Annotated in this window: 12 protein-coding genes; 6 read left to right on the forward strand and 6 right to left on the reverse strand. The window is 45.9% G+C overall.

Translation table 11 applies throughout. From position 1 onward, the window contains the following. Positions 1 to 100: 100 nt before the first annotated feature. The 4 genes from dnaA (at position 101) to gyrB (ending at position 6,225) form a co-directional block, all read left to right on the forward strand. Positions 101 to 1,492 (forward strand): chromosomal replication initiator protein DnaA, encoded by a 1,392-nt coding sequence (dnaA, locus tag ABXT41_RS00005; protein WP_415390795.1) that lies wholly within the window; start codon positions 101 to 103, stop codon positions 1,490 to 1,492. Between the two features lie 65 nt (positions 1,493 to 1,557). Further along, entirely contained in the window at positions 1,558 to 2,658 is a 1,101-nt protein-coding gene (dnaN, locus tag ABXT41_RS00010) for a DNA polymerase III subunit beta (protein ID WP_415390796.1), read from the forward strand. A 23-nt stretch (positions 2,659 to 2,681) separates the two neighbouring features. Next, complete coding sequence (gene recF / locus ABXT41_RS00015; RefSeq protein ID WP_415390797.1) at positions 2,682 to 3,770, forward strand: DNA replication/repair protein RecF; 1,089 nt, start codon at positions 2,682 to 2,684, stop codon at positions 3,768 to 3,770. Positions 3,771 to 3,807: 37 nt separating this feature from the next. Continuing rightward, positions 3,808 to 6,225, forward strand: a complete 2,418-nt coding sequence (gene gyrB, locus ABXT41_RS00020) for a DNA topoisomerase (ATP-hydrolyzing) subunit B (RefSeq protein WP_415390798.1) — start codon at positions 3,808 to 3,810, stop codon at positions 6,223 to 6,225. Positions 6,226 to 6,239: 14 nt separating this feature from the next. On the opposite strand, the gene ABXT41_RS00025 is transcribed toward gyrB, so the two are convergent. The 4 genes from ABXT41_RS00025 to glyQ are packed head-to-tail and all read right to left on the reverse strand — an operon-like array spanning position 6,240 to position 10,594. Then, positions 6,240 to 6,965 (reverse strand): lysophospholipid acyltransferase family protein, encoded by a 726-nt coding sequence (locus tag ABXT41_RS00025; RefSeq protein WP_415390799.1) that lies wholly within the window; start codon positions 6,963 to 6,965, stop codon positions 6,240 to 6,242. After that, positions 6,962 to 7,525 (reverse strand): D-glycero-beta-D-manno-heptose 1,7-bisphosphate 7-phosphatase, encoded by a 564-nt coding sequence (gene gmhB / locus ABXT41_RS00030; RefSeq protein ID WP_415390800.1) that lies wholly within the window; start codon positions 7,523 to 7,525, stop codon positions 6,962 to 6,964. Before gmhB ends, ABXT41_RS00025 begins: the two co-directional genes overlap by 4 nt. A gap of 28 nt (positions 7,526 to 7,553) precedes the next feature. Further along, positions 7,554 to 9,647, reverse strand: coding sequence for a glycine--tRNA ligase subunit beta (gene glyS, locus ABXT41_RS00035; protein ID WP_415390801.1), 2,094 nt, complete (start codon positions 9,645 to 9,647; stop codon positions 7,554 to 7,556). Further along, entirely contained in the window at positions 9,644 to 10,594 is a 951-nt protein-coding gene (gene glyQ / locus ABXT41_RS00040) for a glycine--tRNA ligase subunit alpha (protein ID WP_415390802.1), read from the reverse strand. The genes glyS and glyQ overlap by 4 nt, the downstream gene beginning before the upstream one ends. Before the next feature lie 199 nt (positions 10,595 to 10,793). Here glyQ and ABXT41_RS00045 point away from each other — a divergent pair, with 199 nt between their 5' ends. After that, positions 10,794 to 11,039 carry a glutaredoxin domain-containing protein gene (locus ABXT41_RS00045; protein ID WP_415390803.1) on the forward strand — a complete coding sequence of 82 codons (246 nt, stop codon included), beginning with the start codon at positions 10,794 to 10,796 and terminating at the stop codon, positions 11,037 to 11,039. 23 nt (positions 11,040 to 11,062) lie between these two features. Here the strand turns inward: ABXT41_RS00045 and ABXT41_RS00050 are convergent, their stop codons facing one another. Together ABXT41_RS00050 and ABXT41_RS00055 are read right to left on the reverse strand one after the other, a co-directional pair. Then, the gene (locus ABXT41_RS00050; protein WP_415390804.1) at positions 11,063 to 12,433 is read right to left on the reverse strand and encodes a TRAP transporter large permease; all 1,371 of its coding nucleotides are present in this window, start codon (positions 12,431 to 12,433) and stop codon (positions 11,063 to 11,065) included. Then, positions 12,433 to 12,984, reverse strand: coding sequence for a TRAP transporter small permease subunit (locus ABXT41_RS00055; RefSeq protein ID WP_415390805.1), 552 nt, complete (start codon positions 12,982 to 12,984; stop codon positions 12,433 to 12,435). The genes ABXT41_RS00050 and ABXT41_RS00055 overlap by 1 nt, the downstream gene beginning before the upstream one ends. 229 nt (positions 12,985 to 13,213) lie before the next feature. Here ABXT41_RS00055 and ABXT41_RS00060 point away from each other — a divergent pair, with 229 nt between their 5' ends. Next, on the forward strand, positions 13,214 to 14,293 hold the full coding sequence (locus ABXT41_RS00060; RefSeq protein ID WP_415391477.1) for a substrate-binding domain-containing protein: 1,080 nt from the start codon (positions 13,214 to 13,216) through the stop codon (positions 14,291 to 14,293). The last annotated feature ends 80 nt before the right edge of the window (positions 14,294 to 14,373 follow it).

Consider the following 14,373-nt stretch of genomic DNA (forward strand, 5'->3'; position numbering starts at 1 on the left):
ATAACCCGACTCTTTCTGGCTAGACTAGAGTCTCGGCAAAGAAGCTGGTTCCAGAATCGTAACTAGCAACAATAATTAGTATTTTTTGGGGTATTGCAACTTGGCTCAAGTGTTGTGGGATCAGTGTTTAGGTCGTCTTGAAGAGGAGCTTCCTTCACAACAGTTTAATACCTGGATTAAACCCTTAAAGCTAGATCCGCTGCCTAGTAGCAGCATCGTCTTATTGGCGCCTAATCGTTTTATAAGAGACTGGGTGTTAGATAAATTTTTATCACGCATTACAGAAATTTATCAACAGCTTAGCAGTACGCGCTGCGAAATAAAGGTTGTTGCGTCAGAGAGCACAACCAGTGCGCCAAAGCAGGCAATACTACAGCCCCAAGTGCTAACCGGCAGGTCGCTGCCAGCGACCACGGCTATAGAGGTTCCTGCTACCCGCCCGCCCGTCAACGTTGAGGGCGGCTTAAATCATAAGACCTATCTCAACTCAACGTTCACGTTTAATTCTTTTGTGGAAGGAAAATCAAACCAGCTCGCTTTGGCCGCTTCGCGTCAAATCGCAGACAACCCGGGCGGGTCATATAACCCCTTGTTTATTTATGGTGCGGTTGGTCTGGGAAAAACCCACCTAATGCACGCGGTGGGCAACGAACTACGCCGACAAAAACCAAATGCAAAGATCGTTTATTTGCATTCAGAACGTTTTGTCGCAGATATGGTAAAAGCCTTACAGCTTAATGCAATTAACGATTTTAAGCGTTTTTATCGGTCTGTTGATGCTCTTTTGATCGATGATATGCAGTTTTTTGCTGGCAAAGAGAGATCACAAGAGGAGTTTTTTCATACATTTAACGCCCTGCTAGAGGGCGGCAAGCAGATGATATTAACTTGCGATCGGTATCCAAAGGAAATTGACGGTTTAGAGGAGCGACTTAAATCCCGTTTTGGTTGGGGTCTAACTGTTTCTGTAGAGCCACCAGAGCTTGAGACCAGGGTCGCCATCTTAATGAACAAAGCAACGCAAGCAAAGGTGGCCCTGCCCACTGAAGCGGCTTTTTTCATTGCTCAGCGGGTTCGCTCCAACGTAAGGGAGCTAGAGGGCGCACTAAAAAGAGTGATAGCAAGCGCTCACTTTACTGGACGCCCAATCAATGTTGATTTAATACGTGAATCCTTAAAAGATTTGCTTGCGATACAGGACAGGTTGGTCACTATTGATAACATTCAACGGGTAGTTTCAGAATACTATAAATTAAAGATGTCCGAATTGTTATCCAAAAGACGCAGTCGATCGATTGCCCGCCCCAGGCAGGTTGCAATGGCTCTCGCCAAGACGCTAACGAACCATAGCTTACCAGAAATAGGAGAGGCCTTTGGTGGCAGAGATCACACAACCGTTATGCATGCCTGCAAGAAGGTTAAAGAGCTTCAAGAAGAAAGCCGTGACATGCAAGACGACATGAAGCACTTGTTGCGTACACTAACAACCTAATTTTTGTGTAGCCTGCAAACTATAGCGGGGAGCGCTTAACTAATTTGAATTGGAGCCGCCGATAAATGAAATTTAAAATATTGCGAGAAGAGCTTCTAAAGCCGTTACAACTAGTTGTCGGGGTTGTAGAGAGGCGCCAAACCCTACCGATACTTTCTAATGTATTAATCGTTCTTAAGGGCAACCGCCTGTCTCTCACTGGAACCGATTTGGAGGTTGAGATTGTTGGCCATGCCACCCTAAAGACGGCCGCAGAAGATGGCGAAATTACTGTCCCAGCCCGCAAGCTGATGGACATATGTCGGTCTCTGCCAGAGTCAACTGATATCACATTTAATGAAAAAGATGGCCGTATACAGATTGTTGGCGGCCGCAGCCGGTTTACATTGTCGTCTCTCCCCGCAAGTGAGTTTCCGAGCGTAGATACTGGCGATACCGGCCAGACCTTTGTTATCGGCCATCTAGAACTAAAGCAATTAATTGGTCGTACGTCATTTGCAATGGCTCAGCAAGATGTACGCTATTATCTAAACGGGATGCTCTTAGAGGTGAGCGACAATCGAGTTAGAGCGGTAGCAACAGATGGCCATCGCTTGGCCATGATGGATTCGAGCAAACTAGAGATTGAGGGTGAAAAGATCCAAGCAATTATCCCTCGAAAAGCAGTGATTGAGCTTTCCCGGCTTCTTCTTGATGACGGAGAGGTCACCATTGTTTTGGGCGACAATCACATGAAGGTGGTTGCTGAGGACTTTCGATTTATTTCTAAGCTAGTTGACGGGGCTTATCCAGATTATGATCGAGTGGTTCCCAAGGAGGGCGACAAGCAAATGGTAGGACTGCGTGAAGACCTGCGAAGCAGCTTTAGTCGTGCCTCTATACTGTCCAACGAAAAATATCGTGGAGTCAGACTTGTTTTAGCAACAGGCCTTTTAACGCTAGTGGCTAATAATCCAGAGCAAGAAGAGGCTAGAGAGGAGGTTGTTGTGACTTATGACGCCACAGAGCTAGATCTTGGTTTCAACGTTAGCTATATTATTGATATTCTTAATATTTTATCTGGACAAGATGTATGTTTTACTTTTTCTGATGCAAACAGCAGTGTTTTGATTGAAGATCCTGCAGACCAAAGCGCCGTGTACGTTGTTATGCCAATGCGGTTATAATTTTTAAAAAAAGATTTTCTTTTATGTTTCTAAAAAAGCTTGGTATACATGGCTTGCGAAATCTTTCTCATAATGAAGTATATTTGTCCCCAACCTCTAACTTTTTTTATGGGGTCAACGGCAGCGGAAAAACAAGCCTCTTAGAGGCAATTCACGTGCTAGGCCGAGGCCGCTCATTCCGCTCTCGAACCCTAGAGCCGATAATTAACGAAGAAGAACAAGCATGCACCGTGTATGGAGTGGTGCAAGCCGAGCGCTCTTCTGTATCCTTGGGCGTAACGCGATCTCGAGCAAAAGAGTTTGAGTTTAAGATGAATGGCCAAAAAGTGAACAGCGCATCCTTGCTTGCTGACACTATGCCACTTTTAGTTCTCAGCGCCGACACTTTTCGGCTTTTGGATGCTGGCCCGCAATATCGCAGGCAATACATAGACTGGGGTGTGTTTCACGTGGAACGTGCTTACAGGTCTCTGTTACAAAAGTTTAAGCGCGCTCTTAAGCAGCGGAATTCATTGCTGCGATGTGATAGAATAGATATGAGTTCTTTGAGCGTATGGGATATCGAGTTTGTTGAATTAGCAGATCAGATCAACCAGTACCGCAAACAATACTTAGAGAAATTAATTGAAAAAATTCAATGGGTTATAGGTGAAATTACTGAATTAGACGGCTTTGAGTTTAAGTATTTTCCTGGTTGGGACGCCGCAAAAAACTTGTCAGACGTATTGTATGCAGACCGCCAAAGAGACGTGCAGATGAAGGCCACAACTCACGGCCCCCAAAGAGCAGACCTGAGAGTAAGGTTTAATATGCGTCCGGCAAACGAAGTGTTATCCCGCGGGCAAACTAAGATAGTTGTTACCGCAATGCAGGTCGCACAAGGCTACTTGTATCACGAAATGACAGGACAGCAATGCCTTTATTTGTTAGACGACCTGCCTTCCGAGCTTGACCTGTCTCACAGGAAGCGAGTGGGGGGCTTGTTGTTTAGGCTGGGCGCACAAACTTTTGTTACCGGGGTCATCAAAGAAGACCTAATGAGCTCCTGGCCCATCGAGGATGAAAATGTAAGTATGTTTCACGTGGAACATGGCCATATTATCCAAGAATAAACCTCAATACTACATGACCTTAATTTAGGATGTTTGTATGACTGAAAATAAAACTTATGACTCAGACAGCATCAAGGTGCTCAAAGGCCTCGATGCGGTCAGAAAGCGCCCGGGCATGTATATCGGAGACACAGATGATGGTACGGGCCTCCACCACATGGTGTTTGAAATAGTTGATAACTCCATTGACGAGGCCTTGGAGGGGTTCTGCTCAGAAGTCGTCGTCGTGATCCATCAGGACGAGTCAGTAACAGTTTCTGATAATGGCCGAGGAGTACCAACAGAAATGCATGAAGAGGGCGTTTCTGGCGCTGAAGTGATCATGACAGTGCTTCATGCTGGCGGAAAATTTGATGAAGATAGCTATAAAATTTCTGGCGGGCTTCATGGTGTGGGCGTTTCTGTGGTCAACGCGCTATCAAAGGAGCTTACGCTGACCATTAAGCGGGGCGGCAAGATACATCAACAGCAGTATAGTCATGGCGTTCCTCTAGCCCCACTAAAAGTTGTTGGCGAAACAAAAGAAACCGGGACCGCTATTCATTTTGTGCCCTCAACTGAAACGTTTACTAATATTAAATTTCACTATGAAATCTTCGTAAAAAGGCTCCGGGAGCTTTCTTTTCTAAATTCGGGTGTTCGAATTATTCTAAAAGACGAAAGAACAGAAAAAGAAGACGTTTTTGAATATGAGGGGGGCTTAAGGGCCTTTGTTGAGTATCTCAACACTAATAAAACAACTATAAATAACATCATGCATTTTTCTGTGTTTCGGGATGACGGGGTCGGTGTAGAGGCTGCCTTACAGTGGAATGACACTTATCAAGAAAACATACTGTGTTATACCAACAATATTCCACAGAGAGACGGCGGGACGCATTTAGCCGGCTTTAGGTCGGCCCTCACAAGAAGCTTGAATACCTATATAGAAAAAGAAGGCATGGGAAAGACCAACAAGGTCAGCACGACAGGAGACGATGCCAGAGAGGGCCTAACCGCAATTGTTTCTGTCAAGGTTCCTGATCCTAAGTTTTCTTCTCAAACCAAAGAAAAATTAGTGAGCTCTGAAGTTAAATCAGCGGTTGAGCAAGAAATGGGAGGACACTTTACAGATTACTTGCTGGAAAGCCCCCAGGAGGCTAAAAGCATAGTTCTCAAAATGGTTGAAGCCGCAAGAGCGCGTGAAGCAGCGCGCAAGGCTAGAGATATGACTCGCAGGAAAGGGGCTCTTGACATTGCCGGGCTACCCGGGAAGCTTTCAGATTGTCAGGAAAAGGACCCCGCTCTATCAGAGTTATATCTTGTAGAGGGCGATTCAGCTGGCGGCTCGGCCAAACAAGGCAGAGACCGTAGAACTCAAGCTATCTTGCCGCTAAAAGGGAAAATTCTTAACGTTGAAAAAGCTAGATTTGATAAGATGCTTTCTAGTGTCGAGGTTGGAACGCTCATAACAGCTCTAGGTTGCGGCATAGGTGCCGCAGAGTTTAATCCGGAAAAGCTTCGTTACCATACGGTTTTGATAATGACAGATGCTGATGTCGATGGATCGCATATACGCACACTATTGTTGACTTTTTTCTTTAGACAGATGCGTGAGCTCGTAGAGCGCGGCCATATCTATATAGCGCAGCCACCTTTGTATAAGCTCAGCAAAGGAAAACAAGAACAGTACCTGAAGGACGATGAAGAGCTTACTAGGTTTTTGACTCAGTCAGCCCTAGAGGGCTCCAGCCTGCATGTTACTAATGGTGCGCCGGGAATTAGTGGGGGCGTTCTTGAGGCATTAGTGCAAGACTATCGTCATGTCATGGGGACTATAGAGGGTATGTCTCGAGTATACCCAGTAGAAATTTTAAAAGCATTGGTTTTTCTTCCCCCTCTAGATGCAGAAAAACTAAAAGATAGGCCTTCAGTAGAAGGCTGGAGCCAGCTACTGCTTACGGCACTAGAGAAAGACAGGATATCAGGCAGCAAGCTGTACAGCATAACTGTTGAGCCACAGGAAGAGAGCCAGAGTTTTGTCCCCAAAGTAGAAGTTACGGCTCATGGCGTGCCTTCAGGTTATTTTCTGGGGCAGGATTTTTTTGCCTCCAGGGAGTACGCAGCCATCGTCTCTCTTGGCGCCCAACTGCAGGGCCTGCTAGAAGAAGACGCTTATATAATGTCTGGTGACACGAAAAAAGCAATAGCCAGCTTTGGCGAAGGCCTTGACTGGTTGATGGGGGAATCGCGTCGTGGGTACAGTATTTCACGCTATAAGGGGCTGGGAGAAATGAATCCAATTCAGCTATGGGACACAACCATGAACCCAGAGACCAGGCGGATGCTTAAGGTTACCGTTGAAGACGCAATAGCCGCCGATCAAATGTTTACTACCCTCATGGGTGATTTGGTTGAGCCGCGCCGTGACTTTATTGAAAAAAATGCCTTATCAGTAACAAATTTAGATATTTAAGTTAAGCTGAAATGTCAATGTTTTAGGGTTTTCTGCGTAGCTTCGATCACGTTTTTTACATGCTCTGTTAGCAGCCGACTATCATCGTCGCTGTTTGTTTCTATTGCCTTGCCAATAGAAACATGTATTTGTCCAGGCCGCTTGATAAAAGCGTGCGGCGGCCAGCAGTGGCCAGCATTGTGGGAGACAGGAATAATTTGAGCTCCGGCCGCAATTGCTAGCGCTGCACCACTTCGTCCATAACGACCTATTTTTCCAAGCGGCATCCTTGTGCCCTCAGGATAAATCAGTACGTTGTTCCCAGAGGCCAGGCGCTGCAGGCCTTGGGATAAAATTTGCTTTAAGGCCCCCCTCGGACTGCTTCTGTTGATAGCAATGGGGTGCATAAAATATAAAGCCCAGCCAAAGAAAGGAATCCAAAATAACTCTTTCTTAAGGATGGTGCTTACAGGCCTTAGAAGCCGCTGGAGATAAAAGGTCTCCCAGCCAGACTGATGATTGCTTAGTATTACGCAAGGGGCCTCTGGGATGTTCTTTAGGCCATCAACTCGTAATGTTACCCCGCAGCTGACACCCAGCCACTTAATGATCAAGGCGTTAGCTAGAGTAACAATATTATGTCTTGCCCTGCAGGGGAGAAAAATACCAATAGTGCAGGTAAATGTGCCGAAAAATGCTAAAATTAAGGCATAAATAACGTAAAATAGTAGCGATCGTGTAAAAAGAATCAAGGTGTTCACAGGCGAGCTCTAGCGCAGAGATAGTCCGCTGCTTGTGCTAAATCGTCAAAAATATTGGCTTGCCGCAAAATAACCTCTTCTTGCTGGCGCAGTATTTTTTCAGTTTCTGCTCCTTTGCCCGTGCGCACCAAGATAGGCATACATTGGTGCGTTAGACCTGCTTGCAAATCACGAAGGCTGTCTCCAACTAGAGGAACCCCGGCTAAGCTTACGGCCCATTTTTTTGCTATTTGGTCCAGCAGACCAGAGGCTGGTTTTCTGCACCCGCACTGATCTTCGGGGCTGTGTGGACAATAAAAAATTCCAGCGACGCCGACATTGAAAGGCAGAAGCAGGTCGGCTAGTTTTGAGTGCATTGCATCAAGAGTGTTTGTGTCAAACAAGCCACGACCTAGCCCTGACTGATTGGTCGCGATAACCACGGTATAGCCAGCCCGGCAAAGCCGGACAATTGCATTAATGCTTCCCGGAAGGGGCACCCACTCTTCAGGCGTTTTAACATAAGCATTAGAATCTTGATTGATAACGCCATCTCGATCAAGAATAATGAGTTTGATCATAAGGGGGTAGTGCTCACTATGAAGGCTTTTATTTTGATGGCACCAACAATGAAATGTCAGCTACCTCAAGAAACAGGTTTCGCAGTTGGCGCAACAAAACAAGACGGTTGTTTCGTATTTCTTGATCGTCAACCATCACCATAACATTATCAAAAAAATTATCTACAGGCTGCTTGAGCTGCGACAAAAGCTTTAGTGCCTCAGCATAAGACCTTTTATTAAGGAGCGGGCGAATTTTTTCCTCAAGCGTTACCAGTAGTTCAGCAAGGGCCACTTCCGACGGCTCCACTAAGAGGTGCGCCTTCACCTCTTTTGATAGAGCTGCCCCTCCTTGCTTAGCAAGAATGTTTGAAACTCGTTTATTGGCAGCAGCTAGCGATACCGCTTCAGGCAGGGTGCTAAAAAAATGCACTGCGCTTACTCGAAGATGAATTTCAAGAGGGTTTCTAAGCTTTCTTGCGGCGACAGATAGAAAAACTTCAGTGGGAATTTTTTCATCCTCGTACCAAGATCTAAAACGGTCAGTAACGTAAGTAAGCACTTGCTTTATTACATCATCGTTAGCAGCCAGCTTGCCTGTTAGGCAGACATGCTGAGATGCCGCAACCGAAAGCGCCTCATAAAGATCTATATCAATTTTTCGCTCAATAATTATTTTTAACAAGCCAAGACTTGCGCGACGAAGAGCAAAGGGGTCCTTGGAGCCAGAAGGCGACTGCCCGATACCAAATATACCGACCAGCGTGTCTAGTCGATCAGCTAAAGCTAAAACAGCCCCTGTTGCTGTCAGCGGAAGCGTGTCGCCTGCAAAACGAGGCAGATATTGCTCTAATAATGCTTCAGCAACTTCGGGGTGCTCTCCGTCATTAATGGCGCAATAACGCCCCATGACGCCCTGTAGGTCTTCAAATTCACCAACCATTTCACTCACCAGGTCCGACTTGGATAGTTCGGCGGCTCTGACGGATAAGGCTGCTTTTGCCCCCACAATTGGCGCCAAAAACTGCGCAAGACCAGCTAAGCGCTCCGTCTTATCATAGACAGAGCCAAGTTTTTCTTGAAAGATAACAGGCTTAAGAAAATTGCGCTTCTCGGCAAGGGTGGTTTTTTTGTCAGCATCATAAAAAAAAGCAGCGTCTGCTAGACGCGGGCGGATGACTCTCTCGTTTCCGTTGATAATTTCTAGGGGGTTTGCGCTATTAATGTTCGAGACCGTAATAAACAAAGGAAGCAATTCCCCAGTTTTATTTTTTACATGAAAATACTTTTGATGCTCAGCCATTGAGGAAATTAATGCCTCAGAGGGGACAACAAGAAAGTGTTCTTCAAACCGCCCCAGAAGCGGCACAGGCCATTCGGTTAGGGCGACCACTTCATCCAAAAGCGGCTCGTCAATAACAGCTATCCCGCCAGCCTGCGAAGCAGTGCAGGTTACACCAGATCGAATAAGCTCCTTTCGTTCAGAAAAATCAGCAATAACAAAAGCACTGCGAAGCACTTCTTTGTAGTTTGCGGGGGAAGAGACAACAACACTACCGCTGCTGTGAAAGCGATGCCCTTGAGTTGTGTTGCTTGAGGTTAGCCCCATAATTTTAGTTGTGATAACATTTTCACCGAACAAAACCAACACCCAGTGCACAGGGCGAACAAACTCATAAGGGTTTGCTCCCCAGCGCATTTTTTTTGGAATAGGTAGAGCGGAAAGAGCAGCCTCAATAATTGAGCCTGCTAGCTCGCTTGTTTTCTGCCCGGGCTTATTGGCGCGATGACACAACTTGTCTTGGGTGCCGTCACTTTCAACCTTGCCAGACAGGGCCTCTATGGGGATGTGGTTTTTGGCAGCAAAAGCTTGAGCTGCAGCAGTTGGGCGACCCTTGGCGTCAAATGCAATTTTTGCAGGAGGCCCCCATATAACTATATTTTTGTTTGGAGTCTGCTCATCAAGTTCTTTTAGAAGAACGGCTAGCCTGCGGGGCGTGGCGAAAATCTCTGCCTCTTTAAAGTGCAGAGAATACGAGCTAAATTGAGAAACCAGCTCGTCGCGAAATGCCCGCGACAACGACAACAGTGCTTTGGGGGGCAGCTCTTCTGTGCCAACCTCAACTAAAAAATCTGCGCTCATTTTTCAGCCCCTTTGGCTTGTTGGATAACTTCGTTTGCTAGTTTTGTAGGGGCTAGAGGGAAACCAAGGGCAAGCCTAGAATTAAAATAAGCCTTTGCTACGGCTTTAGCTAAAGCCCGAATTCGCAAAATATACCGTTGCCGCTCTGTGACAGATATTGCGTGACGGGCATCCAGAAGATTGAATGCATGAGAGGCCTTAATAACCATTTCGTAGCCAGGCAAAGGCAGGCCTTTTTCTACGAGTCTTTTGCATTCATGCTCCAGGGCATCAAAGCTTTTGAGCATAAAGTCTACATCAGCCTCCTCGTAGTTATAAGCTGACATTTCTACTTCATTCTGGTGAAATACGTCGCCATAAGTTACTTTTCCTGCCGGGCCGTCTGTCCAAACTAGGTCATAGACACTATCAACACCCTGCAGGTGCATGGCAATACGCTCAAGACCATAGGTGATTTCACCAGCAACAGGAAAACATTCGAGCCCGCCTACTTGCTGGAAGTAAGTAAACTGAGTGACCTCCATTCCGTTTAGCCAGACCTCCCAGCCGAGACCCCAGGCCCCCAGTGACGGCGACTCCCAGTTGTCTTCAACAAAACGAACATCATGAATGGTTGTATTGATGCCTAGCATTTGCAGCGAATCAAGATATAAGTCTTGGAGGTTGTCTGGCGAAGGCTTCAGGACTACTTGAAATTGGTAATAATGTTGCAGCCGGTTGGGGTTTTCACCATAGCGCCCGTCCGAAGGCCTTCTACACGGTTGTATATAGGCCCCGTTCCACGTTTCGGGGCCAATAGCGCGCAAAAAAGTAGCAGGATGGAACGTGCCTGCCCCAACCTCCATGTCTAGTGGTTGCAAGATAACGCAGCCGTGACGAGACCAAAATTGCTGTAAGGCTAAGATCAGCCCCTGGAAGGTGGAAATATCTTGTTCAGCTTGTGACACCTAGATCGTCCTTTAGAGTCGAAAGCATACGATTATAAGGCCGCAAACCACGAATAGTAAGAGGCTGGTTGCGCAAATATTAGAAGGGGTTATTGAGGTAAGCTATTGGAGGCATAAAAAAATAGAGTTTAACTCTTAATGATTAAAGCATTATAGTGATTTTTAATCATATTAGACGACCCAATAGGAGGCCGGCAAGGTGCATAAATTTACTGTTTTTGGCCATCAAGCATGTGGTTTTTGTCGCCAAGCAAAGTCTGTGCTGGAGGCTAAAAACTTAGAGTTTAAGTATGTGGACATTCACGAAGAAGGCATAAGCCCTGCGGCTTTAGAAAAAACAATAGGCCGTCCTGTGGGTACGGTGCCACAAATTTTTCATGGTGATTTTTATGTGGGCGGGTATCAAGAGCTAATGAAATATTTAGTTAAAGAGCAGTTGATGTAGAGACACCGCTGATTCTGCCCCAGCTAGTATTTTAAAGACGGCAGCCACGTGGCTACAGATGGCCAGAAACAAAGAAGAATCATTAAGAAAAGCTGTATGCCGATAAAAGGCACAACTCCTTGATAAATATCTTTTGTTTTTACGGTTTTTGGCGCAACACCGCGAAGGTAGAATAAGGCAAAACCAAAAGGGGGCGTTAAAAATGAAGTCTGTAAGTTAATAGCGATCATGACTCCCAGCCATATCGGGTCTAGTCCCATACCAAGAAGAGCTGGGCCTATAATTGGAACCACAATGTAAGTTATTTCTATAAAGTCGAGAATAAATCCGAGAAAGAATATCATCACCATTACCGCAAAAGTGGCACCAAACAACCCTCCGGGAATATTACTCAACAGGTCTTCAACCAGCGCTTCGCCGCCAAAGCCACGAAACACTAAAGAAAATACCGCGGCGCCAACTAAAATAAGAAAAACCATAGAGGTCACCTCAGTGGTAGTTTGTGCCACCTCTTTTAGTCGATCAATAGATAGCCGCCTCGAGCCGAGGGCCAACAAGGCTGCGCCAAACGCACCAACACCGGCAGCCTCAGTTGGTGTAGCTATGCCGGCCAAAATAGACCCCAAGACAGCAACAATTAAAACTATCGGCGCCAATAAGCCCTGCAGGAGCTGTAAAACAGCAACCTTGCTTTGCTCTCTTGGCGGAAGCCTTGGAGCAAGATGGGGCCTAAAGTGTGTGATGATTAGCAAGTAGATAATATACATTGCTACCAGCATGAGGCCCGGAATGACGGCCCCCAAAAAAAGATCCCCGACGGAAACTGTTTTGGGGGCAAAGATACCTAGAGCGAGCTGAGACTGTTGATAGGCGCTGGACAGAACGTCTCCTAGCAATACCAGGGCAATAGAAGGCGGGATGATCTGGCCCAGGGTGCCTGTAGCGCAAATAGAGCCCGCCGCTAAAGACGAAGAATAGCCTTGCTTCAGCATGGTCGGCAAAGACATGAGGCCTAGGGTGACCACTGTAGCGCCAACAATCCCCGTGCTTGCTGCTAGCAACATTCCAACTAGAACAACAGATATTCCTAAGCCGCCTTGCAGCCTACTGAATAATAAGGACATGCTGCTCAGCAGATTTTCTGCTAGGTTAGATTTTTCTAGCATGACGCCCATGAAGATAAATAACGGCACGGCTATCAAGGTGGTGTTGTCAATTATGCCATAGAGGCGATTAGGTAAGGCATACAAAAACGACATATCGAAGTTGCCGCTAAAATTACCAATTAGTGCAAATATCAGGGCAGTGCCAGCTAACGAAAAAGCCACAGGATAGCCAGCCATCAGAACCACACAGACCGCAATAAACATAATGATAGAAATATGTTCCACCACTACGCCTCTCCTTGTGGCGAGGCAGGCATTTTGCTATACAACAAGAATAAAATATTTTTTATGATTTCTGATAGGCCTTGCAGCATAATTGTTACAGGCATTAATAATAATAAAGTTTTTAGTAGATACAACCAAGGTAGGCCGCCCGCCTCCCGTGATGCCTCATTGATGGCCCAGCTGCTAGCAACATAGTCCCAGCTAACGATTAGAATCAAGAGACACACGGGCAGTAGAAAAAACAAGGCCCCTAATATTTCAATTACAGCCTGTGTTCGAGGGTTAAAGTTTTGATAAAAAATATCGACACTAACATGACCTTTTCGTTTAAGGGTAAAAGCAGCGCCAGCTAAGAATACAGCCGCATGCAGGTATGTTACCGCTTCTTGTAGGGCTATCGAGCCAGTTTCAAAAAAATATCGCATTAACACTATAGCGCACGTTAGCGCTACCATTGCCAGAGTTAGCCAAGCAACAATGCGGCCAGTCCACTCAGTAAAATGGTCAATACCGAGAGCTAGCAATTTAAAAGGATGGGCGAGCTTATAAGCCATGGAATGTCTTGCACCTGATGGGGGTTTGGTGAATTATACTTGCACAAGGAAAGCCAATCATCTGATATTAGTTATTTTAAAAAAATTGTTGTTTTTCTGACACCTCTAGAGAGCAATAATCTTGTCATAGTACTGTCATTAAAAACTTATAGTATGACCTCAGTAAATTAAACAGGCCTCGGAGGCAATAGTGAAAAAAACATTCAAAATAGCACTTACCGGCGCTGCGATGGCGCTACTCATGTCAAGTGGTTCGGTATTAGCGGGCGCGCGTGATTATGTTAGCGTTGTTGGCTCATCAACAGTGTATCCTTTTGCTACAGTTGTAGCAGAGCGTTTCGGAAAAAACACTGGTAGCCCAACACCGAAAATTGAATCTACAGGATCAGGCGGCGGCATGAAGCTTTTTTGTGCGGGCGTTGGAACAGCTCATCCAGATGTAACCAATTCTTCGCGTCGTATGAAGGCATCTGAGTTTGAAAAATGCCAAGGCAATGGTGTAACGGACATCATAGAGGTTCTTATTGGTTATGACGGTATCGTGGTAGCCAATTCCAAAAAAGCCAAACAAATGAGCCTGACTCGCAAAGACCTGTACTTAGCCTTGGCGGCTAAAATTCCTGGCCCTGATGGCAAGTTGATCACAAACCCAAATAAAACCTGGAAAGACGTTAACGCTGAGTTACCAGCAGTTAAAATTGAGGTTATTGGACCACCACCTACTTCTGGAACACGCGATGCTTTTTCTGAGCTAGCAATGGAAGGCGGCGCCAAAAAATTTGAAGCTTTAAGAGCCTTAAGAAAGGAGGAAAAGTCTGACAGCATCATGGAAATGATGGACAAGCTTGGAATCCCTCCAAGCGCCTACAACAAGAAGGGCAAAAAAGTATTCAAGGCTGTTACCCATGCGCTTCGTGAAGACGGCGTTTATATTGAAGCCGGCGAGAACGATAATCTGATTATTCAGAAACTTGAAGCTAATCCTGAGGCGTTGGGTATTTTTGGATTCTCTTTCTTGGATCAAAATAGCGACAAGGTTCAGGGCTCATTAGTCGAAGGCAACATGCCTTCATTCGATAATATTGCGGATAAGAGCTACCCAATCTCACGTCCGCTGTACTTCTACATTAAAAAGGCTCACATAGGGGTTGTTCCTGGTATTACGGAATATGCCGCAGAATTCAGCAGCGATCGCGCTTGGGGCCCAGAAGGATATCTTGCTGACAAAGGCATGATTTCTATGCCAGTAGAGCTGCGCGCTAAGTATGCAAGCGATATAAAAAACACAGTGCCAATATCTGGCCTATAAAAGTTTTCTCCCTATGGTGTTCATCTCTCTGGAATATCATAAAAGGATAAGGGCTTGGCAATTTGTCGGGCCCTTTTCTG

Origin of the sequence: Porticoccus sp. Uisw_050_02 (genome assembly GCF_047729555.1) — a bacterium.
Taxonomy (GTDB): Bacteria; Pseudomonadota; Gammaproteobacteria; order Pseudomonadales; family Porticoccaceae; genus Porticoccus.

Coding starts and splice junctions, on each gene's coding strand:
- recF (WP_415390797.1), top strand. CDS start 2,682: ATGTTTCTAAAAAAGCTTGGTATACATGGCTTGCGAAATCTTTCTCAT.
- gmhB (WP_415390800.1), bottom strand. CDS start 7,525: ATGATCAAACTCATTATTCTTGATCGAGATGGCGTTATCAATCAAGAT.
- glyS (WP_415390801.1), bottom strand. CDS start 9,647: ATGAGCGCAGATTTTTTAGTTGAGGTTGGCACAGAAGAGCTGCCCCCC.
- ABXT41_RS00055 (WP_415390805.1), bottom strand. CDS start 12,984: ATGGCTTATAAGCTCGCCCATCCTTTTAAATTGCTAGCTCTCGGTATT.
- gyrB (WP_415390798.1), top strand. CDS start 3,808: ATGACTGAAAATAAAACTTATGACTCAGACAGCATCAAGGTGCTCAAA.
- dnaN (WP_415390796.1), top strand. CDS start 1,558: ATGAAATTTAAAATATTGCGAGAAGAGCTTCTAAAGCCGTTACAACTA.
- ABXT41_RS00060 (WP_415391477.1), top strand. CDS start 13,214: ATGGCGCTACTCATGTCAAGTGGTTCGGTATTAGCGGGCGCGCGTGAT.